Here is a 23,741-nt window from a genome sequence, read left to right as displayed (position 1 = left end):
TCTTACACGATTTCTTTTTATGAGCAGATAGCCACTGGTTCAGCATTCAAGCCGAAAAGCGCGCAGCCTTCCTCGTTAACTGAAACTGTTAAGCCCGGCGTGGAGTGCGACTGGCGTAAGCGTTCACGAAGACAAGGCACAAGCGGCGATTCGACAACATACGTATCTCTCAAGACGAAAATGTCTTTGCCAGCGTGACCGCAGAGTGAAAGCGGTAATGGGTGAAGATGGAGAGATGAGAGTTCAGTGACAATTCATGTGTCATGCGCGTTTCAAGGCAATAATGGTCAGTGGCTATTAGCCAGCACTGAGCTGCAGGTAAGTAAAGGGTAGGGCAGGGGGCTTTGTTACTCAACGATTCCAGAACTTCCACCAGACTACTCAGCATCACTAACGTCGGGGGCATTTATAGCCTTTCAGCACTGTGCCACTTACGCATAAACCTGTTCGTTCAATGCCATCTGACGGTGCGGCAACTGAAGTATAAAGCGTTGGGTCAAGGATGAGAGAAGGAAAAGACGATCATAATCAGATGTTAATCATGCCGTATGATCAGAATTTGTTGTGTCTTTTTTGCCGGAATAGATGCCAGGCCTGAAAACATCTGTCGTCATCTGATATATCCGTCGATAACAGCCGGTAAAGGTTCAGGTCGCTCTGCGTGGTTTGAACGGCTTTGCGCGAAATGAAACTTTGCTCCCATTGCCAGTGAGTTGCGCTGGATTAAGTACTGTCTCGAACATCATTGCGTTACCTCAATTTCTGCCCTTTTCATAACCCAGAAAATGAGGTTTATAAATGTTCAAAGACCCAGGATTGCGTCGATCTCAATCAGCAAGTCAGGTGAGAACAGAGCACTAACCTGTACCAATGCGCTCGCAGGTAAATAATCACCATAACGTTTAAACAGCACGTTGCGGAGTGCATCAATATCTTTAAAAGAGGTTACAAAGAGGGTGACCTTAATGAGTTGCTGCAGAGAGGTGTTTTCAGCCGCCGCTATGCTTTCCAGCTGATCAAAAATCACTTCAGCCTGCGCCGCGATATCCCCTGGTTTGCAGGCGTGCCAAACGCCGTTAAGCCTGAGACATAGAGTGTTTGATTGTGGCTGACGGCATGGACATAGGGGGCAGTCACTTCCCCACGCGAAGCATAGTTTTTCCGTACAGGCATCATAGTGCTTAACTCCCAATATATTACTTGTTGGTCATTAGCAGCTGCGAGCACGCATGATTGCTAAGTGCTGCCTGCTGCTGCTGTTCTTGAGTCAGACTTTTCCAGTTGTCGATCACCCGAGCGGCCAGGCCAGGAACAAAATGTATTTTTTGCAACGCATAGTCTGAATTACTGCCTTCTATAACGTTTTTCATGTCTTTCTGCAGCTGTTGCTCATTTTGCTGAGGTACGGCGCAGAGCACAGAAATGTAGTAGTTTTCATCTTCAGCGTCATAATGAGGTGTCAGCCACCACCCCAGGAACCCAACGACAAGGGCGGCAGGGATAAGAAAAGCGGGTTTTAGTACTGTCATCTATCCATCCAGAGTCATTCTTCTCACTGGCCAACAGGGGCATCAGTCCGGTCGCATATCCTGCCATAAATAGCGCTATTAGTTAAATCCTCTGCCTGGATTAGGCTATCGGGTTACACCAGGCACCAGCCCTGGCCATAAGCAGCATAAAAAATATGACCGGCATTGACGTTTTATGAAATCAGTCAATGAAACTATAAAAATCAATACAATTAACAGGTTACAGACCCAGACTTATCTGTATTCACCGCTGAGTTTTTAAAAGCATACTACTATTAGTTGTCTGGAGCCTCAGGATCCAGACTGATATTTATGCACATTTATAGGGGAACCGCGTGCTGATAAAGAAGAAGAAAATACGGTCACATACCGAGGATAGATATCTGGCACTGGCACTGGCAACGACTGCCGGGATACTCAACGCAATGGCTTTAGGCGCGTTTGGTTTTTTTCCGTCACACATGAGCGGTAATACTTCTCAGATTTCTAACGAAGTTTTCACTTCTGACTTTGATAGTCTGGTTTTCCTTGCGGGTCTGATTTCTGCGTTTGTGATCGGTTGTACCACCGCGAGATTGTTCATTATTGCCGGCGAAAGACGGAAAATCAGAACCATCTTCTGCCTGATCATTCTGGCTGAAGGGTTTGCACTGACGGCAGCGTCACTCTTCGAAAAATGGTTTTATTCACCCAGCTACAACGGTGAAGTATTGTTGATGCTGGGCTTCCTGATGGGCTTACATAATGCAACTTCTACGCAACTGTCGAACGGCCGTGTCAGATCAACCCATATTACCGGTACGCTAACTGACGCAGGCATTGCATTAGGTTCCTATTTATCATCTTTTATATCCCGGGCAGAACCTTGCGACAGACGATTTGCCCAGAAGCAGCTTTATACACATTTAACCACGGTATTATCTTTTTTAACGGGGTGCATTGTCGGGCTATTACTTTTTAAAACCTATGCATTTAACGCTATGATTGGACTGGGGATTTTCCTCATCGCCCTTGCAGCTGGCGCGATTGTTATTACATTGTATAATGCAAAAAAGCTTTACTAGTTGATTTTTATAAATGGCGGTTTCGTGAGATTTTATTTCAGGTGCCGCCATTACTAGCAGGAATAATTAATTTAAGACTGTATTTTAAAAGTGGTATAGCCAATTAAATAGAGGGATTAACTTCCAGAATATGACCGGTGAACAAGTCCATAAAACTGACAAAAAGTAATAGAAATTTACGTTTTATCCGATTTAGAAAAGAATTACCATTTCACTAGATTGGTCGTGGAAAAATAAAATTATTGTATAATTAAATCAATAATATAAGTAGATTCTACCGCTTCGCTTAAGGTTTATTTCCTCTGCCGGCTTTGTTTTCCTGACTATAAAAGTGTTAGTCTGTATATACATACACCGGTTGGAGGTTATGTGAATAACCATGAAGACAACGACATTCGTGCGCTGATTGGGGCGGTGGTGAGTGAACTTCTGAAGGTAGGTGAGCCCGTGCAGTTTCATCAGATCACAGATGCATTGTTTCGTTTAAGTCAGGGCAGCCGAGACAAAAGATTTAAAGTACTTTGCCAGCGCGCAATCCATTTTTTCTCACGCAAAATGCATTAAGAGTGACCTGCAATCTGGCTGCGTTGCAGGTCAACAAACTCACGCTGACTTAGGATAAACGCCCTCACCACAGATGTCAGATGCGAAACTACACACCTGCATCGTCTGGCGTACGTCCTACCACGATTTCAAGAGTTCTGCGTAACAGTTCGATGTGGAACTCATCATCCGTCGATTCGAGTTCTGCGATGAGGTACAGGATGATCGCTTTATTGGTTACGCGTTTTTCGTCACTGACAATATTTCTGATAACTCTGCCAAGCAGCTCAGTCTCCTGAGCAAGATGCTCTCCCTCACTGCGAAAAAACTCGATGATGGCTAAATCTGATGTGCTCTGTTGCATAGTTATCATTCTCTAAGAATCGTCAGTTGCGTATTAAGGAGTCAGCCGACAAGGTCATTAAGTAGTAAGGGTTACCAGGCATAACACACTTTGATGCCCATCTTTTCTCTCGCTGGCACAGCTTAAATCTTAGACGCCAGCGTCAGTGTTTTTTAGAGCCTTCTGGTGGGCCGTCGTTGTTCAAACGGTGTTTATCGCGCTCGGGAAGATCCACCCGGCGGCGACTATTCGCTGTGGCCATGCCTTTTTGTACTTCAACAATCGCAACTTTGATGGCTTTCAGCCTGGTTGCGTCCTCGGTTTCACTTGCCATTGCTTCAAGTTGAGCAATAAGTGCATTGCTGGATATCGGACTTTCTGATTTCAGTAAGATCAGAACGGCCTCACCAATCATGACATCCGTTATTTTTTCTTCTTCACTTCTGTACATACTGGCTTCTCTGATTACGAATTTGTAGCCACGCTCCGGCTACGATGACGGGGGACAGCTAACCTTCCCGCGTCAGCTGTGGGCAGTACTATCCCTGTAAGTAAACATGGTACTGCCCGATCAGAAATTACTTCAGGTAACGAATTAATTTTAAAGCGTTAAATTTATATTAGCTTTCGCGACTAAACAGTAATCCAATCAGCTCCTGGTAATGACTTTGCTGCTCTGTGGCATCACAACCGTCAAGACGATGGAGCAATTTACTGCAAATTGCTTTGCGTGAAAGTGTTTGGCCTGCGCGCAGTAGCTCAACAACAATCTCACCCAGCGTTTCCTGCTGAGAGGGCAAATTTGCCTGGCTGAAGTAACGGGCGATGTCGCTGGTATTATCCGGTGCATGTCCGTTCTGACGCATACGATTATCCTCAGGTGGTTAAAATGTACTTTGCCATAGAGCGAAAGTTATACATCTTTCAAAAACTTGTACAGAATTTTGATGGTCTTAACGGGAGTTTTTTGTGCAAAAAATGCTAATTGATTAAAAACAGAGAGTTACAGAGGTGTGAAGTAGGGCGGATGTTATCAAGCATTGTGCCAAAATTAAGCTTAAAAGTTAACACAATGCGTAAAATATGAGCATAGAACTATTTTATGACAATGTCATCGCCGTCGTTGTCTGAAGATCCTGAAAACGCTGATTTGCGTGCAGACCAGCCTCTGCCTGAAGTCAGGCGCGAACCAATTTGCCTGAAACCCATCAGCCATTTGGTTGCATCATCGAGCTGTGACAGCCTGGCTTCATCCACTTCAGACCGGGTCATTACTTTAAGCTCATCGACAAGAGACTCCACACTGACGTCCTGATTGATGGCGATCAGGTTCAGAGCGGCTTCTCCGATGATCGTGTTTGTCAGGTGCTGCTGGGAAAGTAACAAAATGACCTCCTTTGCCTTTCATACGACAAGTTTATTTTAGCAAAGAATAGCGTTCCTGTTTTGCCCTGCGCGCGCTCAGCGTTGATCCATCCACTTTATGGACCTGCATCAGGACGGTTTCTTCATTATTCGATGGCGCTACACTGCTGGACTTTTACTTTCAGAATAACTAATTAGCCACTCTGCATTACAAAACTTAAAACTTCCATTCATTTCATTAAAAAACTTCACAAAGTGTTTCTGTGTGAATTTTATAGCCTGTGCTATAAAATTTAGCACGGGCTAAATTATTGGCGCTTTTTTCATTAATCTCAGGATGACGAACATGGTGAGTAAATTATCGGTTTCAACACTTGGCATGATGTTGAGTGTTTTTATTAGCCTCAACAGCTATGCGGCTGATAAATTTAGGGTTGTCACGACCTTCACCGTTATTGCTGACATGGCAAAAAATGTGGCAGGGGAGGCGGCTGAGGTGACGTCAATCACCAAACCTGGTGCCGAAATTCATGAGTATCAACCGACCCCAGGCGATATTAAACGTGCACAGGGTGCACAGTTGGTGATGGCTAATGGTTTGAATCTGGAATTGTGGTTTCAACGTTTTTATCAACATCTCAAAGGCGTTCCTGAAGTTGTTGTTTCAACGGGCGTTTCTCCGATAGGAATAGGGGAAGGACCTTATAATGGCAAACCCAATCCTCACGCATGGATGTCACCGGATAACGCACTGATCTATGTGGATAATATTCGTGATGCGCTTGTAAAGCACGATCCGGCCAATGCCAGCACCTATCAGCAGAACGCAGCCGCCTATAAGCAAAAGATCGTTGCAGCACTCGAACCTGTTCGTAAGCAACTCGCCGCCATACCAGAAAACAAACGCTGGATAGTGACCAGCGAAGGCGCTTTTTCCTATCTGGCACGTGATTTAGGGCTTAAAGAACTTTATCTCTGGCCAATCAATGCCGATCAGCAGGGAACGCCACAGCAGGTTCGGAACGTCATCGATCAGATGAAAAAGAATGCCATTCCCGTCATCTTCAGTGAAAGCACCGTCTCCGATAAACCTGCACGCCAGGTCGCGCGCGAAACGCACGCACATTATGGCGGTGTGTTATACGTTGACTCATTAAGCGCGGCCAGGGGGCCTGTGCCAACGTATCTTGACCTGTTGAAAGTTACCACCCAGACGCTGGTTAACGGCATTCAGGACGGGATGAAAACACCATGAACCCCACAATTGTCGTTTCGGACCTCTCGGTAACCTACCGTAACGGGCATACAGCGTTGCACAACGCCAGCTTTAGCGTGCCAGCCGGGTCAATTGCTGCACTCGTCGGGGTAAATGGTTCGGGTAAATCTACGCTTTTCAAAGCGCTTATGGGATTTGTACCTGCGCGATCGGGCCATATCAGCGTACTGGGATTGCCAACGCGTAAGGCGCTTCGCCGTAGCCTGGTCGCCTATGTGCCGCAGGCCGAGGAGGTTGACTGGTCTTTTCCGGTTCTGGTGGATGATGTGGTTATGATGGGGCGCTATGGGCATATGGGCCTGATGCGTATCCCTAAACGGCAGGATCGCGATCGGGTGACTGACGCGCTGGCACGCGTTGACATGCTGGATTTTCGCCATCGCCAAATCGGTGAGCTTTCCGGCGGTCAGAAGAAACGCGTTTTCCTTGCGCGGGCCATTGCGCAACATGGTGAGGTGATTTTACTGGATGAACCCTTTACCGGCGTTGATGTTCATACCGAGGCCAAAATCATCAGCTTGTTGCGTGAGTTAAAGGAGGAAGGAAAAACTATGCTGGTTTCGACCCATAATCTTGGCTCCGTGACCGAGTTTTGTGATTACACCGTCATGGTTAAAGGCACGGTTCTTGCCAGCGGCCCCACGGCGACGACGTTTACGCAGCAGAATCTGGAGCGCACATTCAGTGGCGTACTGCGCCATGTCATGACTGAGGGCGGTATCACGCAGGTTATCGCCGATCATGAACGTCCGGTTAATGCATCCATGGACACGCATTCATCATGGGGTAAATGATGACCGCGCTCCTTGAACCTTTTGGTTATCAATATATGTTGAACGCCATGTGGATTTCAGCCATGGTCGGCGGGCTGTGCGCCTTTCTGTCCTGTTATCTGATGTTAAAGGGCTGGTCGCTTATTGGTGATGCGCTGTCACACTCTATTGTTCCCGGTGTCGCGGGCGCTTACATGCTCGGACTGCCGTTTGCGTTGGGCGCTTTTTTATCAGGGGGCTTAGCGGCAGGGAGCATGCTGTTGCTCAACCAGCGCACGCGGCTGAAAGAAGATACCATCATCGGCCTGATTTTTTCTTCGTTCTTCGGCCTTGGGCTGTTTATGGTTTCCCTTAATCCCACTTCGGTAAATATTCAGACTATCGTGCTGGGCAATATTCTGGCTATTGCGCCTTCCGATATCATTCAGCTGCTTATTATCGGACTGACTTCTGTCGCCATTTTGTTTTTCAAATGGAAAGATTTAATGGTCACCTTTTTCGATGAAAACCATGCTCGTGCCGTTGGTTTAAATCCGGTGCGTCTTAAGATCTTATTTTTCACTTTGTTGGCCGTTTCGACCGTGGCTGCGTTACAAACTGTGGGCGCGTTTCTGGTTATCTGTCTGGTTGTCACGCCAGGCGCAACGGCCTGGTTGCTGACCGATCGCTTTCCCCGGCTACTTGCCATCGCGGTTGCCATTGGCAGCATCACGAGCTTTATGGGCGCGTGGGCAAGTTATTATCTTGATGGCGCAACGGGCGGCATTATTGTCGTTGCGCAAACGTTACTGTTTTTACTGGCCTTCATCTTTGCGCCTAAGCACGGTGTGCTGGCGAATCGTCGTCGTGCCCAGGCGCATGCTGTGCGGGAGACAAGATGATGTGGCTGGAACCTTTTCAGTTTGGTTTTATGAATCATGCTTTACTCATCGCGGCGGTGGTTGCCGTGCCTTGTGCGCTGCTGTCAGTCTTTTTGGTCCTGAAGGGCTGGGCGTTGATGGGTGATGCGATGAGTCATGCTGTCTTTCCAGGCATAGTGCTGGCGTGGATGATGGCATTACCTCTGGCAGTGGGCGCATTCAGTGCCGGTTTGTTTTGTGCTGTCGCCAGTGGCTACCTTAAAGAGAACAGCAGAATCAAGCAGGACACGGTTCTGGGTATTGTTTTTTCCGGGATGTTTGCGGTTGGCCTGATTTTGTACATCGCCCTGAAACCGGAGATCCACCTCGACCATATTTTATTCGGCGATATGCTGGGGATCAGCCAAAGCGATATTTTTCAGACGTTAGGTATTGCCGCTGTGATTGTCGCTGTCGTCGGTCTGAAATGGCGCGATTTCATGCTGTTCAGCTTTGATCCTCAACAGGCTCAGGTGTGCGGGCTTTCGGTGCGCTGGCTGCATTATAGCCTGTTGTGTATGGTCTCTCTGACCATTGTGGCAACGCTTAAGGCAGTAGGGATTATTTTATCGATTTCATTGCTTATTGCACCCGGAGCGATTGCCGTTTTGCTGACGGATCGGTTTTCCCATGCGTTGATACTGGCGACGTTTGTTTCGCTGGTCGTCTCACTCTGCGGCGTTTATCTCTCATTTTTTATTGACAGTGCTCCCGCACCAACCATTGTGGTGCTTTTCGCTCTGGTCTTTATCGTCAGCTTTATCACCACTCACTATAAACTTTCTCGCCTGTCTAAATCCTCCTGCTGATTACTGTGCTGGTCGCCTGAATGAACAGGGCGACCAGCCGTGTTAATTAACGCAATCATCGTCTTTTTACCTCTTACCCTGAAAATAAGTGCTAAACCTAATGACGTACATACGCATGTAAACATCAGGGTTATCCGGCTTTCCCCGTTCTTATCTCGCCCGTTATGTATAAGTAACCGATCACCTAACTGGCCCTGCAACCATGGGAAAAAGACAATGTCAGAAACAATACCGTTAACGATGCAGGTCAATGGTCAGACCCGACAGATCAGCATCGATCCTCGCGTAACCTTATTAGATGCGCTGCGCGATCATCTTAACCTGACCGGTACCAAGAAAGGGTGCGATCAGGGGCAGTGCGGTGCCTGTACCGTACTGGTAAACGAGCAGCGGGTACTGAGTTGTCTGACACTGGCCGTGCAGACGCAAGGTAAAGCCGTGACCACAATTGAAGGTCTGGAACAGTCCTCGGGTGAACTGCACCCGGTGCAACGCTGTTTTATTGAGCATGATGGTTTCCAGTGCGGCTACTGTACGCCTGGTCAGATTATGTCTGCGGTGGCCTGCATTAAAGAAGGCCATACCGGTTCTGACGACGAAATTCGGGAATATATGAGTGGCAACCTCTGCCGCTGCGGTGCTTATCCTTTCATTCTTGATGCCATTAAACAGGCCGCGGCGGAAATGGCGGAGGAGGCACGATGAATGAATTTCACTGGCAGGTTGCGCAGTCCGTTGAGGATGCTGCTGGCGCCAAACAACATCCCCAAAATCATCTTATCGCGGGTGGGACGACACAACTCGATTTAATGAAATGTGGTGTCTTTACGCCGTCCCGGCTCACTGATATCGCTGGATTACCCAACTTGTCTGCGATTGATTTTGGTCAGGATAACATCACCATTGGCGCTCTGGTCACTATGAGTGAGCTGGCGAATCATCCGGCCTGTGAACGCGAGGCGCCGGCTTTGTACGGCAGCTTATGGCAGGCGGCGTCGCCTCAGATTCGCAACATGGCTACTATCGGCGGCAATTTATGCCAGCGCACACGCTGCGCGTATTATCGCGATCCGGCCACCTTCTCTGCGTGCAATAAACGCGTGCCTGGCTCCGGCTGCGCTGCGCGGCATGGTGTGAATACCAACCACGCTATTCTGGGAAACAGCGACCACTGTGTGGCGGTTTATCCCGGCGACCTGGCGGTCGCTCTGACGGCATTCGATGCAACGGTTGTGGTGCAAAACAGCCAGCAGCAGAGCCGACGCATTCAGATTGAAGATTTCTTTCTTCTGCCAGGTGATACACCCCATCATGAACATGCGTTGCTGGCGGATGAAATCATCGTAGCCATTGAGATCCCATGCTCCCCGGCGCTTAAGCAGTCTCACTATTTAAAAGTCCGCGATCGCACCTCCTACGAATTCGCCAGCGCCAGTGCAGCCGTTGGACTCACGCTTAATCAGGGAATGATCGAAACGGTCCATATTGCTTTAGGTGGTGTGGCAACAAAACCCTGGCGCGCGCGCCGCATTGAACAGGCACTGACAGGACAGCCTTTTGAGCACCAAACGCTGTATGAGGCTGCAGAGCTGATTAACCAGGAAACACAGGCGCTCTCCGGGAATGCGCATAAAATACAGCTTACACCGCGGGTAATCGCACGCGCCTTGATGGCGGCAGGAGAAATCGTATGACCCATGACCAAAACGACCTGCTTCACAGTGGGAACGCCGTGGATTCCACAGGCGATCACAACGAACGCTATCGCCGCGCACCCGCAAGCCTGTCAGGACTGGGAACGCCGCGCACCCGGGGTGATGGTGAGGTTAAAGTGACAGGAAAAGCGCGTTACGCGATCGAACATACACCCGAGAATGCTGTGCACGGCGTGGTCATCCAGTCCACCGTCGCCAGCGGTCGCATCAGACACATGGATACCACTAAAGCAGAAAGCGCAGCGGGTGTTATTGCCGTTTATACGCATCTCAATTCACTGAAAATTCATCAGCCGACGGCAATCGCTGACGGGGGCGCCGCGCAGACAACCTACACGCCGATCCAGGATGACTTGATTATTCACAACGGTCAGAACATTGGCCTGGTGGTGGCCGAAACCTTCGAACAGGCAACTTACGCAGCTTCGCTGGTAGAGATTGACTATGATACCACGCCTGCGCTGATATCACCGACAGATGAAGGGGTGGAACCCAAGCCGCTCCCACCTCAGGATATTGAGATGGGTGATGCGCAGAGCGCCATGAACCAGTCTGAAGTCCGCATCAATCAGCGCTACACGACCCCGCGTGAATACAATATGCCCATGGAACCCCATGGCTGTATTGCACAATGGGAGAACGATCATATGACCGTCTGGGAACCCAGCCAGTGGGTGATGGGCGCCCAGGTCGAAATTGCGGAATGGATGGGCATCTCACCCAAACAGGTGCGTATCATTTCGCCCTATGTGGGGGGCGGCTTCGGTTCTAAGCCCGTGCCTTACACACATGTTGCGCTGGCCTGTGTGGCCTCGCGCGCGCTCAATCGTCCGGTTCGTGTGTCACTGACGCGACCGCAAACCTTCACGGGTTTGGGCGGACGTCCGGCAACCTCACAACAGCTGGAAATGGGGGCGACGCGGGAAGGAAAGATTCAGTCCGTTATCCTGCGCAGTTTTAGTGAGACATCACTTATTGACGTGTTCGCCGAAAACTGCAGCAAGGTCACTGGCCGCATGTATGCCATCGAAAACCTCTCTGCCCAACATCAGGTCAGACCTATTAATACGGTGACGCCTGGCTGGATGCGCGCACCGGGTGAAAACCCCAGCGCGTTCGGTCTTGAAGTGGCGATGGATGAGATGGCTTACGCACTGGATCTTGATCCCCTGGCTTTTCGGCTACTTAACTGGGCCGATCGTGATTACCAAAAAGATCTTCCCTGGAGTTCACGTCGGCTTAAAGAGGCCTACCAAAAAGGGGCTGAGGCGTTTGGTTGGGATAAACGCGTCATGGCGCCCCGATCGATGCGTGAAGGACGCGAACTGATTGGCTGGGGAATGGCCTCGGGGACCTACCCGGTCAACACCATGCCAGCGGAAGCTAAAATCCTGCTTTCTCCGCAAGGTCAGTTCGTTGTGCAGTGCGCAGGAGCGGATATTGGTACCGGCACTTACACCATACTGGCGCAAACCGCCGCAGATATTCTGGGCGTTGATTCACAGCGCATTGATGTTGAATTAGGCGATACGCAACTGCCCCGGGCTGGCGTTGCGGGCGGCTCCCAGCTGGCAGGGAATCTGACCGCTGCCGTAGACGATACCGCGAAAAAGCTGCGCGCCCGTTTACTGGCGTTGGCCAGCCAGACCTCAGGTTCCCCTCTTGCCGGCATTTCGCATGACCAACTCACTCTGGCCCAGGGTGGCATCCATCTCACGGCTAAACCGTCTCAGGCCATTGATTTGGGGGCGCTGCTTAAGCTGGCTAACCTTAATGGGCTCAGCGTTGAAGGCGGCACGTTTTCACCGGACATGTCTGCGCAGGAACGGGACAGCGTTACCGGTAGCCTGAATGAAATGAGCCGACCGGATACGGTCTCGGCCCACAGCTGGAGCGCACAGTTTGTTGAGGTGCGGGTGGACGAAGACTTTGGCACCATAAGGTTGAAACGTATGGTCGCGGCCTTCGACAGTGGCCGACTTTATAATCCTAAACTCGCCCGAAGTCAGTGGGTGGGCGGCATGATCATGGGGGTAGGTCAGGCATTACTCGAAGGTGGCATTATCGATCCGCGTAATGGTCGGGTGATTAACAACAATCTTGCCGATTATCTGATTCCAGTGAATGCGGATATTCCCGAGATCACCACCATTGATGTCGGCGAACCTGATTATCAGGCCACCAGCATGGGCGGAAAAACGGTCGGTGAACTGGGCATCGTGGGCGTGGCTGCGGCTATCAGCAATGCGGTTTATCACGCGACCGGTAAGCGCGTCAGGGATTTACCCATCACGCTGGATAAAATCCTTTAAATATGGGCAGCGAGGTTGCCGGGAAGGCGGATGTGAAGACGGCGATTTTGCTCACGGCGGCGGGGATGAGCCGCCGGTTTCGACAGGCAAGCGGCCAGCATAAACTGCTGGCGGTACTGCAAGGAAAAGCCGTCCTCCGGCATTCGCTGGAACAGGCAAGGGCAAGCGGTATGGATATCATTGTTGTGACGCGCCCGGAAGATAAGGCTATTCATGTGCTGCTGGACAACGTGCGTGCTGTTTTCTGTGTCAGTCAGGGGCTGGGAGATTCCATAGCAGCGGGCGTCAGCGCCTGCCTGGACTATGATGCCGTCATTATCGCGCTCGGTGATATGCCTTTTGTCACGACTGACAGCTATCAGGCGGTGGAGCAGGCGTTGCATGCTTCACCGCTTGTACGCCCGTGGGTAAAAGGACAGCCAGGCCATCCGGTTGGCTTCCAGCGAGCATTTTTTCCCGCGCTGCAACAGCTTTCAGGCGATACGGGGGCACAACATTTGCTGTTAAACCAGCAAATCCGCTATGTGCCGCTCAGCGATCGGGGCTGCCTGGAGGATATTGATTACCCGGAAGACTTACTGCGAGTAAGGAGCAGCTCATGATTACGCTGGATCAGCGGGTTATCGAAACGGCCTTGAACTGGCATCAGGCGGGACAGGCGATTTGGTTGTGCACCGTGCTTCGCACCTGGGGTTCGTCCCCACGCGCGCCGGGGACAATGATGGCGATTAACGCCTGCGGTGATTGCTGTGGCTCGCTTTCTGGCGGCTGCATTGAAGAAGATTTCCTGGCACGTCTGGCGGAAGGGCATTACCGGATAAGCAGCCAGGTTGTCCGATATGGTGATGGCGGACGGCAAACCCGGGTGCAGTTGCCTTGTGGCGGCCGTCTGGACGTGCTGGTGGAACATCTGCTTCCTGACATGCTCAGCGGCGCGTTGTTAAGTGCGATGCATCAGGCGCTTATCGGCCAAACCCGGATGATCAAAAAGTTGTCCGTGGGCGAGCGCGCATCGTGGGAGAGGGTTGCAACGTCGGCCGCCTTACCCGTGCTTAGCTATCAGGACGCCGACATCGTGTTGCCAGTCGGCGCGATTCCTGAACTGTTGGTGGCAGGGTATTCCACGGTTGCGTTTGAATGCATTCGTCTTGGGCAATTTCTGGGTTTTCATGTGCGCGTCTGTGAGCACCGTTCGGCAATGTTAAGTGAACTGGAGCGTCATTTTTCGGGTGAAGACAACGTGACGATTGTGCCGCAGCATCCTGCGCGCTGGCTGGAGTTAAACGGTGCCCATGCTGCTGTTGCCATTGTGTCGTTAACACACGATCCCCGTATTGATGAGTTAACCATGATGGAAGCGGTCAATACGCACGCTTTTTATATCGGCATCATGGGATCGGTAAAAAACAGCGCTAAGCGTAAGGCACGCTTAACGACGATAGCCGGATTGGCTGAGGATGAGCTGGCCAGGATTCAGGCACCGATAGGTTTGGCCATTGGCAGTAAAACGCCTGCGGAGATAGCGTTATCAGTGATGGCCGATATCGTAAGGGTCAAAAACCAACACTGATATTATACCAGCCGGTTCTGGCGGCGCGATGTTCAGTCTGCCGCCAGACCGCGCTTTAAGGCGATGCTTTCTCCAGCGAATAAAAGTAGGTTCCTGAATAGGGAACAGGCAGGAACGTGGTGAATATCTGCTGCAGGGTGTGTTCCGGATCAACGTCTTTAAACCGATCCGGATAAAGGGTTTTAGCAAAAAATTCCGCTGCCGCAACGTGCCACGGGCTGAGATAAAAGTTGTGCCACAGCGCGGCAGCATGACCGTTATGAAGGGCCCGAAGCTGCTTAAGGCCATTTTGTTGCGCAGTCAGCTGGATCAGGGACGCGCGTGTTTCAGCCGAACTGATGGCGGGACCGATCTTCAGATCCGATGAATCGCCGCTGTCTCCGCTACCTGTCGCAAAATAAAAATCCGGATGCGCGACAATCACGGCTTCTTCATTCAGTCGGCCAAAAACGCCAGCCAGGGTTTTACCGGCAATGTTATCTCCCCCTGCCAGCGACAACACCTCGCCGAGACTGCCATTCACAGCGGTGACGCAACATTCATTGCGGCGGCCCAGGTGGAGCTGTAGCAGCACGGTAGGTTTAGGGCCTTGATAACGGGCAAGGCGCTGCTGAATAACCTGCATATGTTGCTGATAAAACTGGTTGAACGCCGATGCACGCTGTGGCTGATCCAGTACATCCCCAAGGATGGCAACACTCCGCGTGGTGTTTTGCAGTAAATGGACCCGCAAATCGATTTTAACCACGGGAATGTTTGCTGCTTTCAACGCCTTTTCCAGCCGTTGCCCGGCATCACTGCTGCGGGCGAACTCGGGCAGGATCACCACGTCTGGTTTTAACGCAATCACCTGTTCAGGATTAATATCATTTATTCCATCAAAACCTAACGACGGTATGTTGAGCATCTCTGGAAATTTGTGCGCGAAAATATTCCATGTTTGCCGGTCATACTTCTTCAGATCCTGTGGCCAGCCGACCAGCCTTTTGAACGGATTGCCGGGTTCCAGCATGGCGAAGGTGTACAACATTCTGCTTTCGCCGAGAACAATACGCTGAGGACGATCGGGAATATCAACCCGATCGCCATTAATATCAGTAATCGTCTTGCCCCAGGCGACGCTGCTGACTGTCATGGAGAGCAGCAGGAGCAGGAGCCGCCAGATTGTTTTGCAGGGATTAGAATTCAACACGGGCTTGCACCATCAGGTTACGGGTTTCACCTTCACGTACGCGCAGGTTACCGCCGCTCGACGTGTAGTAGTGTTTGTTAAACAGGTTATTAAGATTCAGTCTTAACTGCGTTTTTTTACCCAGTAGCTGATTGTTCCAGGCAATAAAGCCGTCAGCGACAACGTAATCCGGCAAAGAGAAGCTGTTATCCGGATCGCCGGCGCGACTGCCAACATAGCGTGCGCCACCACCTACACGAAAATCACCGGGTAAACTGCGTATCACCAGGTTGTGACTCAGGTAAAGCGCCCCGGCATGTTCAGGTGCATTCTGAAGGCGATGGCCGTTGTTGGCCGGATTAATTCTGTCATCGACGATTTCGGCATTGTCATAACTGTAATTGGCACTGATGTCCCAGTCGGGCGCCACTTCACCATTAACCTCAAGCTCAACCCCTTGAGACCGCGCCTTGTTAATAGGGCGGGTGGTGCCGTTAATGCTCAACGACATCTGCCTTTCATCAATGTTGTAGAAGGCGACCGAGGCGAAAAGGCGAGGGGTGATTTGCCATTTGCTCCCTGCTTCCCATGTCGTTCCCTGTTCGGGTTGACTGACATTGCCCGCATCATCAACATCGGTTGACGGGGTAAAGGATTTACTTATGCTGGTGTAGAGCGAAATATCTGGCGTGATTTTATAAATCAGCCCGGCCTGTGGCAGGAATTTATTCCCTTCATCATCCAGTGTCTGAACGACCGGGTTAAAACCTTTTGAAGCTCGTTGCTCATAATGTTGGTAACGCCCGCCCACGACGGCGATCCAGTCGGACGTCAGCGAAATACTGTCTTTGACATAAACCGAGCGGCTGTGGATACGGTTTAAGTTGTTGGCATTCGCCGTATTCTCTGTCGTGCTGTCGGTGACGGGAGAAAACATGTCATAAACCGGATTGAAATAGTTGAAGCGCCTGTCATTCTTGCCCTGATACTGATGCGCCCGGTAGGTTTGGTTCATTTCATAATCGGTGCCAAACACCAGCGCATGCGTCATGCCAAAAAGTTCCGGATTGCCCAGAACATCCCAGGAAACGTATTTGGTTTTTTGATTAAAGCCGCGATTGGCATCCGCGCGCCGGGTGACAACGCCGCTGGCAGGATCAATGGCCGTTACCCGCACCTCATTATTGTCATAACGGCGCTGATTCCAGCCAAGCGTCAGGCGCGTGCTCCAGCTGTCGTTGAACTGCCAGTCATAATGGGCGTTCAGCGCCTGATTGCGTCCCCAGGCATGATTGGCTTTATCGTCCAGCCGCTGTTTGTAGGGCAGTGAGAGGGGTGAGCCGTTGATAAACGCGGTGCCGCGATCGTAGGGAATATCATAACGATAATCGCTGTAACTGATTAACAGGCTGGCCTTCTCCCCATACCACTGAAGAGAGGGAGCCAGCAGCGAGTGTTCATCACTGCCAAAGTTACGCCAGTAATCCTGGCGTTGTTTTTCCGCGATGAGCCTGAAGGCAACGCCGTTGCCCAGTGGGCCCGTAACATCCAGCGTACCGGCACCGCCGCCTTCGCTTGCGTAGCGGCCACTGACCGCTGAGTGCCAGGAATATTGCGGCTTTTTGCTGATCACGTTGATGATCCCACCGGGATTCTGAATACCGTAGAGTAACGAAGCCGAACCCTTTAGCACCTCGACGCGTTCCGTGGTGGCATCCAGATTGAGTCCCTGGCTGCTGCGGATGCCGTCGCGATAAACAGACCCATCAGAATTACTCCCAAAACCGCGCCGCACAAAGCCATCTTCCGTGCCTGCCAGGGTGTTTGCTTCAGACACGCCACTGACAAAACGCATTGCATCACTCAGGCTGCTGGCCTGGTAGTCATCAAGCTGTTGTTGTGTCACGGTACTGACAGACTGTGCCTCATCCAGACGCGCCACCGGGGCTTTGCTGGCCACGCTGGTGGTGGGGATGGTGTAGCCATCGTGACGATCTGCGTCACTGGTTACCGTCACCGTATTATCACTGACCGCCGCCAGGCCTTTACCCGGGGCAAGCAACGCGCCAGAACACATCGCCAGCATGACTGCCTGCTGGATCCCCAGGTTTTTAATCTCGTTGGAACGTTTTTTCATTATTTTTTCGCTGATCATCAATGACAGAAATAAAGGGAATAACCCTGTGTATTGCGTGTATTTATTCAGCGACGGGCAGATAACCGCATCACCTCGCCCACGCTTTTTTGTAATTGATAATCATTCAATCATTGGCTGATGTAGTAGTAAACAGAAAAGAGAGGGTTTTCACTACATTCTGAAATGTTACCTGGCATGCAGTAAAAGCGGTGCGTGAATGACTTTATATATTGAATTTAATGATTTTTTTAATTCATGCTGGGCGAGTGAACGCGTAAGCTGTCCCAAGAGGAGGATCCTGTGTGCGATAAAATTGCTTGCTGACTACATTGTGCAGGGCCATTATCTGCAGGCGGGAAATGAGAAACATTATCCTTTATCCGGCTTATTGGGGCCTTCTGCATTCATGTTTCCGGCACTCATGTCGCTTCAGGATCAATACGTGCGGGAATAACATCACATGTTTACTAGTGAAAATGATAAGGCGGACGATCATCGCAATGCAGACTAAAAGCCGCGTTGATATCGTGGGTGAGCGTATCCGGTCACGTGAGCATCAACTCTCTCCACGCCTTCTGGCTGTCGCGCATTACATCAATAGCAACCGGGAAACGGTGCTTGACAGCACGGCGATGGATATTGCTGACGCCAATCATACCTCTGACGCCACCGTTATCCGCGCAATCCAGGCGCTGGGGTTTTCGGGCTTACGCGATCTGAAAAAAGTGCTGCAGGCCTGGTTCGGCCCTGGCATGTCGTCAGAGGAGAAGATGACAACCACGGTCAACGACGTAACGCGTGATGTCACCTCGTCAATAGACTTTGTTTTGCAGGGGCATCTTCATGCCTGCCATGTTTTATCCTCTGAGCAAAACCGTCAGGCGCTGGCCGAGGCTACCGGATTGATGATCGAAGCCCGTCAGGTTGCCATTTTTGGCATCAATGCCTCAGGCATCCTTGCGGACTACAGCGCCCGCCTGTTAAACCGAATCGGCCTGGCGTCATTCTCACTTAATCGGGCAGGGATAGCGCTGGCGGAGCAAATGCTGGCCTTGCAGCGCGGCGATGTGCTGATCATGATGGCGCAGAAGTCTGCCCACCGTGAGGGAAGCACCGTGGTGCGTGAAGCCAAAAGACTCGGCGTGCCCATTATTTTACTCACGAATGCCACTGACTCCTTTTTTGCCCGCGAAGCGGATGTGGTAATCAACGTTCCACGCGGTGGAGAGAAGGGGCGAATTCCGCTCCATGGCACCGTAATGGTTTGCCTGGAGATGATGATTTTGTCGGTTGCCTCCTCCCTGCCTGACCGCACCGTGAAAACCATGAAAAGACTGCAGGACCTTTACCGCGGGCTTAAGCCTGCGGCTAAAAAATAGCGCCTTCGTTGGGTGTCACACAGTTCCAACCTGATGAGGCCTGTCCACGGCCGCCAGGGTTGACGACATTGCCTCCGTCCTGGCCTCGCCGGGCACGTTTTTCGCGCTCCGGGCTCAGGTGCGGCTGTGGCTGGCACTTTTCGGAATTTTAAAAAAAGTTTTCGTTTTTGCGAGCGCATCCCAGCTTTCACCTGGAGCCTTTCACTCTCAACGGCTATTACTGAGCCGTGATGTTATTTGCTGTTCTTCGATTTATCCATCCTTGTTACATCCCTGAGCGGAGCAAATGATGAAGAGAGTGCGTGTGTGGTTTCCTGTATCCTTAGTGGCGCTGGCCACGGTGAGTGCCCTGACAACACCGCTGCCGGCCATGGCATGGGACAGTCTTACCGTATTCGGTGACAGCCTGAGCGATACCGGAAATGTGGGTCGGTTTACCTATAATTCTGCAACCAATCCGCTGTATGACGAAATCCTTGCGCGGCAGGCAGGGCTTACGCTCCAGCCTTCTTCCCAGGGCGGCAGCAACTACGCGGCAGGCGGTGCCGTTGCCGTACCCGCTATTAATCCGCAGTTTAATACTCAGGATCAGGTGGCGCGTTACCTCGCATCGACCAACGGTCGGGCCGATCCCAACGGATTATATATTCACTGGATAGGCGGTAACGACCTGGCCGCAGCCGTTGCGCTTCCTCCGCTGGCAACCACCCTCATTGACAACAGTGCCGGTGCGGCCGCCAGTCAGGTGAAAGCGCTGCTCAATGCTGGCGCAGGCACCGTGATTGTGCCGACAGTCCCTAACGTAGGCGCCACGCCCGCGCTGATCGAGGCGATTCTTCAGCCGTTTAGTGCCGCAGCCGTGTCCGCTGCCTTTCAGTCACTGGATGCTGCCGCAACGCCCAACAGTGCCGCCAGACAGCAGGCTATTCAGGCTGCGTTCAATCAGGCAGCCGGACAACTCTCCGGTGTCCCGGCGGTTCGCGATCTGCTCGCGCAGCAGTTATTCGCCGCCTGGCAACAGCTGAGCGCTCAGGCGGCAGCCTTGACGGCGCGGTACAATCAGCTGGAGGAAAACGCGCTGGCAAATACCCAGGGAAATATCGTCCGGGTTGATATTAATGGGCTCTTTAGTGAAGTCATCGACAACCCCGCGGTTTATGGATTGAGTAATACCGCAGGCATGGCCTGTCCGCCCGGAACCTCCTCCGTTGACTGTACCTCATCAACAGCAGGTTTTTCGTCCCAGCAAAATTATCTGTTCGCCGATCGCCTTCATCCCAGTCCGGCGGTACATGCCATCATTGCCGACTACATTCAGTCGATTCTGGATGCACCCGCGCAGGTTGCGGTGCTGACGCAGGCCCCACTCGCCATGCTGCATGACATGCACAACACACTGGATGGCCATCTTCAGCAGCAGCGCAAGCAACCCGCTGAGTCCGGTCAGTTCACCGTATTTGGCGGTTATGCCGGTCAGCATGCCCGCAATAAAAACGATGTTTTCAATGATGGCGACACCGATACCGCCAACCTGTCTGTGGGCATCGGTTATCAACTGAGCGATAACTGGCAGGCCGGTGCGTTGCTGTCGACCGCCAGTCAACGCCAGCATCCCTCTGATCGGTATGATTACCGACTGCGTGGCAATATGGTTGCGCTCTGGAGCCAGCTGCAGCTGATGGATCGGCTCTGGCTTAACGCCGACGTCCACTATGCGGATCTGGATTACGACGCAATAGAACGGCGGATAAAACTTGGACCTGCAACGCGAACGGAGCAGGGAAGCAGCGGGGGTAAACTGATGGGGCTGCGCGTCCAGACAGGCTGGGATTTACCGTTAGGCGAGGTCATCACTACCGGTCCGGTAGCCAGCTATGCACTGGACTACGTGCAGGCAGATGCTTATCAGGAACGGGGCGACAGCAGCAGCGCCATGCGTTTCTCCGATCAAACGCGGCACTCACAGATTGGCGCAGCGGGCTGGCGTATCGACACCCAAGGATTATGGATAAACCCCTGGGCGCAGGTCAGCTATAACCACCAGTTTGGCGACACCGACTCAGCCGTGAGCGCGGGGTTAAAATCTACCCGCACGACCTTCCGGCGCACCAGCGCAGGCCAGGATAAAGACTGGGTGGATATGGCCGTTGGCGCCAATGTGCCCTTGGGCGAGGCGGTGACCGCATTTGCCGCTGTTTCGACGGTAGTGGGTGACCGTGATTATCGCGACGTCACATGGAACCTGGGCCTGAGCGCTCGTTTTTAAGAGGATGTTGTCGCAGGGACGCGATAAAGGTTTGCTTGCTCATGAACCCGGGCGCTGGACTGACGGATACCCCGGCCTGTGTCCTGAGGTCATCGCCACGAGATAAATCGTTACCTGGCTGAGGGAGGGTGAACGGCTCAGAAAGTTTGACGGATCCCGCTTCGCAAGCGGGTTTCGGTAAGGTATAGTGCGCGTTTTTGGAGGAACCATGCTGACCCAATCATCTACACGGCTCAATAAATACATCAGTGAGAGCGGAATATGCTCCCGCCGCGATGCCGATCGCTTTATCGAACAAGGCAACGTTTTCATCAATGGCAAGCGCGCGGCGGTAGGTGCCCAGGTCTTTGCAGGCGATGTCGTAAAAGTGAATGGTCAGTTAATTGAGCCACGTGATGAAGATGATTTGGTGCTGATTGCGCTGAACAAGCCAACCGGCATTATTACCACTATGGAAGAAGGCGAGCGCGATAACATCAGTGATTTTGTCAATCACAGCAAGCGCGTTTTCCCTATTGGTCGGCTTGATAAAGATTCTCAGGGCCTAATTTTCCTGACCAACCATGGCGATCTGGTCAATAAAATTTTGCGTGCCGGCAACAACCACGAAAAGGAATATGTGGTGACCGTCGATAAGCCTGTTACCGACGAATTCATCGCGGGCATGGCGTCAGGTGTTCCCATGTTGGGTACGGTAACCAAAAAATGCAAAGTAAAGAAAGAAGCGCCTTACGTGTTTCGTATTACGCTGGTTCAGGGGCTTAACCGGCAAATCCGTCGCATGTGCAAACACTTTGGATATGAAGTGACTAAGCTTGAACGCACGCGCATCATGAACGTCAATCTTAAAGGGATCCCTTTAGGAGAATGGCGCGATCTCACGGATGATGAACGGGTTGAACTGTTTAAGTTACTCGAAAATTCCTCTTCAGAAGACAAGCCAGCGAAGAAAACACCACAGAAGAGTCCGGCGGCAAAGAAACCGGCAAAAAATGCCGTTAAACAGGGCGAAAAGTCAGAGGATAAACCGGCGTCACGCAAGCGCTTTACCCAGCCGGGTCGTAAGAAAAAAGGGCGCTAGAACGGATGCGCATCAATGAGTCGTTTCCCTTTGATTATCCGTGAATACCGGCCCGAATGGACGGATCACTTTTCTACCGAAGCTGCCGTTATCGCGGCGGCATTGGGTGAGCATCTTGTGGCTATCCACCACATTGGCAGTACGGCTGTTGAAGGGTTATCAGCCAAACCTGTCATCGATATTCTGGCAGAAGTGATGAATCCTGATGCGCCAACAGCAGAGTCTGGGCTAATACAGGCAGGCTATCAACCGCGCGGAGAAAACGGTATTCCGGGAAGACGCTATTTTACTAAAGGTGTTCAGGCGCGGACCCACCAGATTCATGCTTTTCTCCCGGGGAGTCCGCATATCATACGGCACCTGGCGTTTCGGGATTATTTGCGACACTTTCCCGCGATTCGCCATGAATATGCTGCGGTCAAATACGCCGCACAACGTGCCTGCCAGGGCGATATGAAGATCTATCGCGCATTGAAACATGATTTTATTCAGTTTCATCAGCAACGCGCACTGGCGCTCTTTCCCTTCTGATTTCTTCCACAGCCTCGCTCTCCATTACCCGCAACTTTTCTGAAATTGTGTTTCTGCCCTCTACACTTTTTCACTCAGCAGCAAGCGCGTACTGGCGTTTGCCGAAAGTGCCTGAAACGATGAGATAAAGCATGTGGGAACAGCCGATGCGTGCGAGAAAGCGTCAGGCCAGTGCCTCAGGCCGCATAATCAGAAGACGCCACCTTTTCAGGATGAAAACGACATGGCAGGATAAGCCAAATTACTAAGGAGTGGGCCTGATGTTACTGAAAGGTATGAATGATCCGTTACTTAAAGCGTATCAGCATCCAAAATCAAGGTTGATGATCAGTCGTTTCAGAGGGTTAGCGGGGGATCGTCGTCTCAGTGACTGGCAGGTTTTTTGTATTCTGGTCAACGGATTTACTAATTACTGGTACGTATTATCCGGTAATTTCAACATCCATGTTGAATATACTAAAACGCGGCAGTTCGATTTCATGCAGGATTTTTTGCATTTTTCTGTCACGCTCGATGGCTTATTAAGCGACGCGCACTTTCGCTGCCCCGATTTTATTTTGCCGCATTATGATGTTCCTTATGAATTTTGCCGCTGGCGCAGCAAACGCGGTTATGATTCTCCGGTGACGTATGTTGGCAACCACGGTGTTAAATCCCATAAAGGTCTGTTTATTGCCAGCCACGATGCGACGCGAGATGAGTACCTGATGAAATGGGAAGGAACAGTCACGGTTTTTGATAAAGCCTTTTTTAAAATGGGAAGTTTTCAGACTACCTGTGACTTTTTAGTGAATGATATGACAAAAACCATTCGTGAAGGCGTGATCAAGCATTTGAGCCTGTATCGTGACCTGTATAATTATATTTTTCCCTCGCCCGTGGAAGCGCGTATTCAGGCGCGTGACAATAAACGTTATTTGGCAAAGAAATAAACAATCGGCCAGACCTCTCCTCGCAATCCGTTCAGAAGGGTAAACC

23 protein-coding genes and 1 pseudogene are annotated in these 23,741 nt (G+C 51.3%); 16 read left to right on the top strand and 8 right to left on the bottom strand.

The genetic code is table 11. From position 1 onward, the window contains the following. Positions 1-802: 802 nt before the first annotated feature. Together ACPXSQ_RS18230 and ACPXSQ_RS18225 are read right to left on the bottom strand one after the other, a co-directional pair. Positions 803-1,176, bottom strand: a pseudogene (locus ACPXSQ_RS18230) (RidA family protein). A 20-nt stretch (positions 1,177-1,196) separates the two neighbouring features. Further along, positions 1,197-1,529 carry a hypothetical protein gene (locus ACPXSQ_RS18225; RefSeq protein ID WP_013028026.1) on the bottom strand — a complete coding sequence of 111 codons (333 nt, stop codon included), beginning with the start codon at positions 1,527-1,529 and terminating at the stop codon, positions 1,197-1,199. A gap of 335 nt (positions 1,530-1,864) precedes the next feature. Here ACPXSQ_RS18225 and ACPXSQ_RS18220 point away from each other — a divergent pair, with 335 nt between their 5' ends. Next, the gene (locus tag ACPXSQ_RS18220; RefSeq protein WP_014598206.1) at positions 1,865-2,593 is read left to right on the top strand and encodes a YoaK family protein; all 729 of its coding nucleotides are present in this window, start codon (positions 1,865-1,867) and stop codon (positions 2,591-2,593) included. 369 nt (positions 2,594-2,962) lie between these two features. Continuing rightward, positions 2,963-3,157, top strand: coding sequence for a hypothetical protein (locus ACPXSQ_RS18215; protein ID WP_426144206.1), 195 nt, complete (start codon positions 2,963-2,965; stop codon positions 3,155-3,157). 88 nt (positions 3,158-3,245) lie between these two features. Here ACPXSQ_RS18215 and ACPXSQ_RS18210 read toward each other — a convergent pair whose 3' ends face one another. The 4 genes from ACPXSQ_RS18210 to ACPXSQ_RS18195 all read right to left on the bottom strand — a co-directional run bounded on the left by ACPXSQ_RS18210 (position 3,246) and on the right by ACPXSQ_RS18195 (position 4,865). Then, complete coding sequence (locus tag ACPXSQ_RS18210; protein ID WP_014604571.1) at positions 3,246-3,500, bottom strand: biofilm/acid-resistance regulator YmgB/AriR; 255 nt, start codon at positions 3,498-3,500, stop codon at positions 3,246-3,248. Between the two features lie 142 nt (positions 3,501-3,642). Beyond that, positions 3,643-3,930: a hypothetical protein gene (locus ACPXSQ_RS18205; protein ID WP_013028030.1), complete on the bottom strand. Its 288-nt coding sequence runs from the start codon at positions 3,928-3,930 to the stop codon at positions 3,643-3,645. Between the two features lie 169 nt (positions 3,931-4,099). Beyond that, positions 4,100-4,345 carry a regulatory protein YcgZ gene (gene ycgZ / locus ACPXSQ_RS18200; RefSeq protein WP_019105874.1) on the bottom strand — a complete coding sequence of 82 codons (246 nt, stop codon included), beginning with the start codon at positions 4,343-4,345 and terminating at the stop codon, positions 4,100-4,102. A gap of 229 nt (positions 4,346-4,574) precedes the next feature. Then, positions 4,575-4,865, bottom strand: coding sequence for a hypothetical protein (locus tag ACPXSQ_RS18195; protein WP_013028032.1), 291 nt, complete (start codon positions 4,863-4,865; stop codon positions 4,575-4,577). A 358-nt stretch (positions 4,866-5,223) separates the two neighbouring features. Between ACPXSQ_RS18195 and ACPXSQ_RS18190 the strand changes: the two genes are divergently transcribed. The 9 genes from ACPXSQ_RS18190 to ACPXSQ_RS18150 all read left to right on the top strand — a co-directional run bounded on the left by ACPXSQ_RS18190 (position 5,224) and on the right by ACPXSQ_RS18150 (position 14,198). Continuing rightward, a complete protein-coding gene (locus ACPXSQ_RS18190; RefSeq protein ID WP_246872277.1) occupies positions 5,224-6,099 on the top strand; it encodes a metal ABC transporter substrate-binding protein in 876 nt (291 codons plus the stop codon). Further along, positions 6,096-6,914 (top strand): manganese/iron ABC transporter ATP-binding protein, encoded by an 819-nt coding sequence (locus ACPXSQ_RS18185; protein WP_426144205.1) that lies wholly within the window; start codon positions 6,096-6,098, stop codon positions 6,912-6,914. Before ACPXSQ_RS18190 ends, ACPXSQ_RS18185 begins: the two co-directional genes overlap by 4 nt. Continuing rightward, a complete protein-coding gene (gene sitC / locus ACPXSQ_RS18180; RefSeq protein ID WP_014333020.1) occupies positions 6,914-7,774 on the top strand; it encodes an iron/manganese ABC transporter permease subunit SitC in 861 nt (286 codons plus the stop codon). The genes ACPXSQ_RS18185 and sitC overlap by 1 nt, the downstream gene beginning before the upstream one ends. Then, positions 7,774-8,601: a metal ABC transporter permease gene (locus tag ACPXSQ_RS18175; RefSeq protein WP_019106861.1), complete on the top strand. Its 828-nt coding sequence runs from the start codon at positions 7,774-7,776 to the stop codon at positions 8,599-8,601. Before sitC ends, ACPXSQ_RS18175 begins: the two co-directional genes overlap by 1 nt. A gap of 216 nt (positions 8,602-8,817) precedes the next feature. After that, positions 8,818-9,306 carry a (2Fe-2S)-binding protein gene (locus ACPXSQ_RS18170; protein ID WP_024471490.1) on the top strand — a complete coding sequence of 163 codons (489 nt, stop codon included), beginning with the start codon at positions 8,818-8,820 and terminating at the stop codon, positions 9,304-9,306. After that, complete coding sequence (locus tag ACPXSQ_RS18165; protein WP_013028038.1) at positions 9,303-10,295, top strand: FAD binding domain-containing protein; 993 nt, start codon at positions 9,303-9,305, stop codon at positions 10,293-10,295. The genes ACPXSQ_RS18170 and ACPXSQ_RS18165 overlap by 4 nt, the downstream gene beginning before the upstream one ends. Beyond that, a complete protein-coding gene (locus tag ACPXSQ_RS18160) occupies positions 10,292-12,628 on the top strand; it encodes a xanthine dehydrogenase family protein molybdopterin-binding subunit (protein ID WP_426144204.1) in 2,337 nt (778 codons plus the stop codon). The genes ACPXSQ_RS18165 and ACPXSQ_RS18160 overlap by 4 nt, the downstream gene beginning before the upstream one ends. Before the next feature lie 2 nt (positions 12,629-12,630). Next, positions 12,631-13,230, top strand: coding sequence for a nucleotidyltransferase family protein (locus ACPXSQ_RS18155; protein ID WP_014598200.1), 600 nt, complete (start codon positions 12,631-12,633; stop codon positions 13,228-13,230). Next, positions 13,227-14,198: an XdhC family protein gene (locus ACPXSQ_RS18150; RefSeq protein WP_210452128.1), complete on the top strand. Its 972-nt coding sequence runs from the start codon at positions 13,227-13,229 to the stop codon at positions 14,196-14,198. The genes ACPXSQ_RS18155 and ACPXSQ_RS18150 overlap by 4 nt, the downstream gene beginning before the upstream one ends. A 55-nt stretch (positions 14,199-14,253) precedes the next feature. On the opposite strand, the gene ACPXSQ_RS18145 is transcribed toward ACPXSQ_RS18150, so the two are convergent. Beyond that, positions 14,254-15,390 (bottom strand): ABC transporter substrate-binding protein, encoded by a 1,137-nt coding sequence (locus ACPXSQ_RS18145; protein ID WP_028716058.1) that lies wholly within the window; start codon positions 15,388-15,390, stop codon positions 14,254-14,256. Then, positions 15,377-17,506 (bottom strand): TonB-dependent siderophore receptor, encoded by a 2,130-nt coding sequence (locus ACPXSQ_RS18140; RefSeq protein ID WP_426144203.1) that lies wholly within the window; start codon positions 17,504-17,506, stop codon positions 15,377-15,379. Before ACPXSQ_RS18140 ends, ACPXSQ_RS18145 begins: the two co-directional genes overlap by 14 nt. Positions 17,507-18,006: 500 nt before the next feature. Here ACPXSQ_RS18140 and ACPXSQ_RS18135 point away from each other — a divergent pair, with 500 nt between their 5' ends. From ACPXSQ_RS18135 to ACPXSQ_RS18115, 5 genes are all read left to right on the top strand, one after another. Next, positions 18,007-18,885 carry a MurR/RpiR family transcriptional regulator gene (locus tag ACPXSQ_RS18135; RefSeq protein WP_014598196.1) on the top strand — a complete coding sequence of 293 codons (879 nt, stop codon included), beginning with the start codon at positions 18,007-18,009 and terminating at the stop codon, positions 18,883-18,885. Between the two features lie 289 nt (positions 18,886-19,174). Next, entirely contained in the window at positions 19,175-21,151 is a 1,977-nt protein-coding gene (locus ACPXSQ_RS18130; RefSeq protein ID WP_426144233.1) for an autotransporter outer membrane beta-barrel domain-containing protein, read from the top strand. Positions 21,152-21,359: 208 nt separating this feature from the next. Beyond that, positions 21,360-22,232: a 23S rRNA pseudouridine(2604) synthase RluF gene (gene rluF, locus ACPXSQ_RS18125; protein ID WP_014598194.1), complete on the top strand. Its 873-nt coding sequence runs from the start codon at positions 21,360-21,362 to the stop codon at positions 22,230-22,232. A 15-nt stretch (positions 22,233-22,247) separates the two neighbouring features. After that, positions 22,248-22,763, top strand: a complete 516-nt coding sequence (locus ACPXSQ_RS18120) for a GrpB family protein (RefSeq protein WP_210448541.1) — start codon at positions 22,248-22,250, stop codon at positions 22,761-22,763. A gap of 260 nt (positions 22,764-23,023) precedes the next feature. Further along, positions 23,024-23,695, top strand: coding sequence for a hypothetical protein (locus tag ACPXSQ_RS18115; RefSeq protein WP_014333033.1), 672 nt, complete (start codon positions 23,024-23,026; stop codon positions 23,693-23,695). The last annotated feature ends 46 nt before the right edge of the window (positions 23,696-23,741 follow it).

The organism is Pantoea sp. EEL5, assembly GCF_049892805.1.
GTDB lineage: Bacteria > Pseudomonadota > Gammaproteobacteria > Enterobacterales > Enterobacteriaceae > Pantoea > Pantoea ananatis.
This window is presented reverse-complemented; position numbering and strand designations above follow the sequence as displayed.

Coding starts and splice junctions, on each gene's coding strand:
- ACPXSQ_RS18225 (WP_013028026.1), bottom strand. CDS start 1,529: ATGACAGTACTAAAACCCGCTTTTCTTATCCCTGCCGCCCTTGTCGTT.
- ACPXSQ_RS18210 (WP_014604571.1), bottom strand. CDS start 3,500: ATGCAACAGAGCACATCAGATTTAGCCATCATCGAGTTTTTTCGCAGT.
- ACPXSQ_RS18205 (WP_013028030.1), bottom strand. CDS start 3,930: ATGTACAGAAGTGAAGAAGAAAAAATAACGGATGTCATGATTGGTGAG.
- ycgZ (WP_019105874.1), bottom strand. CDS start 4,345: ATGCGTCAGAACGGACATGCACCGGATAATACCAGCGACATCGCCCGT.
- ACPXSQ_RS18190 (WP_246872277.1), top strand. CDS start 5,224: ATGATGTTGAGTGTTTTTATTAGCCTCAACAGCTATGCGGCTGATAAA.
- ACPXSQ_RS18185 (WP_426144205.1), top strand. CDS start 6,096: ATGAACCCCACAATTGTCGTTTCGGACCTCTCGGTAACCTACCGTAAC.
- sitC (WP_014333020.1), top strand. CDS start 6,914: ATGACCGCGCTCCTTGAACCTTTTGGTTATCAATATATGTTGAACGCC.
- ACPXSQ_RS18175 (WP_019106861.1), top strand. CDS start 7,774: ATGTGGCTGGAACCTTTTCAGTTTGGTTTTATGAATCATGCTTTACTC.
- ACPXSQ_RS18170 (WP_024471490.1), top strand. CDS start 8,818: ATGTCAGAAACAATACCGTTAACGATGCAGGTCAATGGTCAGACCCGA.
- ACPXSQ_RS18165 (WP_013028038.1), top strand. CDS start 9,303: ATGAATGAATTTCACTGGCAGGTTGCGCAGTCCGTTGAGGATGCTGCT.
- ACPXSQ_RS18160 (WP_426144204.1), top strand. CDS start 10,292: ATGACCCATGACCAAAACGACCTGCTTCACAGTGGGAACGCCGTGGAT.
- ACPXSQ_RS18155 (WP_014598200.1), top strand. CDS start 12,631: ATGGGCAGCGAGGTTGCCGGGAAGGCGGATGTGAAGACGGCGATTTTG.
- ACPXSQ_RS18150 (WP_210452128.1), top strand. CDS start 13,227: ATGATTACGCTGGATCAGCGGGTTATCGAAACGGCCTTGAACTGGCAT.
- ACPXSQ_RS18140 (WP_426144203.1), bottom strand. CDS start 17,506: ATGAAAAAACGTTCCAACGAGATTAAAAACCTGGGGATCCAGCAGGCA.
- ACPXSQ_RS18135 (WP_014598196.1), top strand. CDS start 18,007: ATGCAGACTAAAAGCCGCGTTGATATCGTGGGTGAGCGTATCCGGTCA.
- ACPXSQ_RS18130 (WP_426144233.1), top strand. CDS start 19,175: ATGAAGAGAGTGCGTGTGTGGTTTCCTGTATCCTTAGTGGCGCTGGCC.
- rluF (WP_014598194.1), top strand. CDS start 21,360: ATGCTGACCCAATCATCTACACGGCTCAATAAATACATCAGTGAGAGC.
- ACPXSQ_RS18120 (WP_210448541.1), top strand. CDS start 22,248: ATGAGTCGTTTCCCTTTGATTATCCGTGAATACCGGCCCGAATGGACG.
- ACPXSQ_RS18115 (WP_014333033.1), top strand. CDS start 23,024: ATGTTACTGAAAGGTATGAATGATCCGTTACTTAAAGCGTATCAGCAT.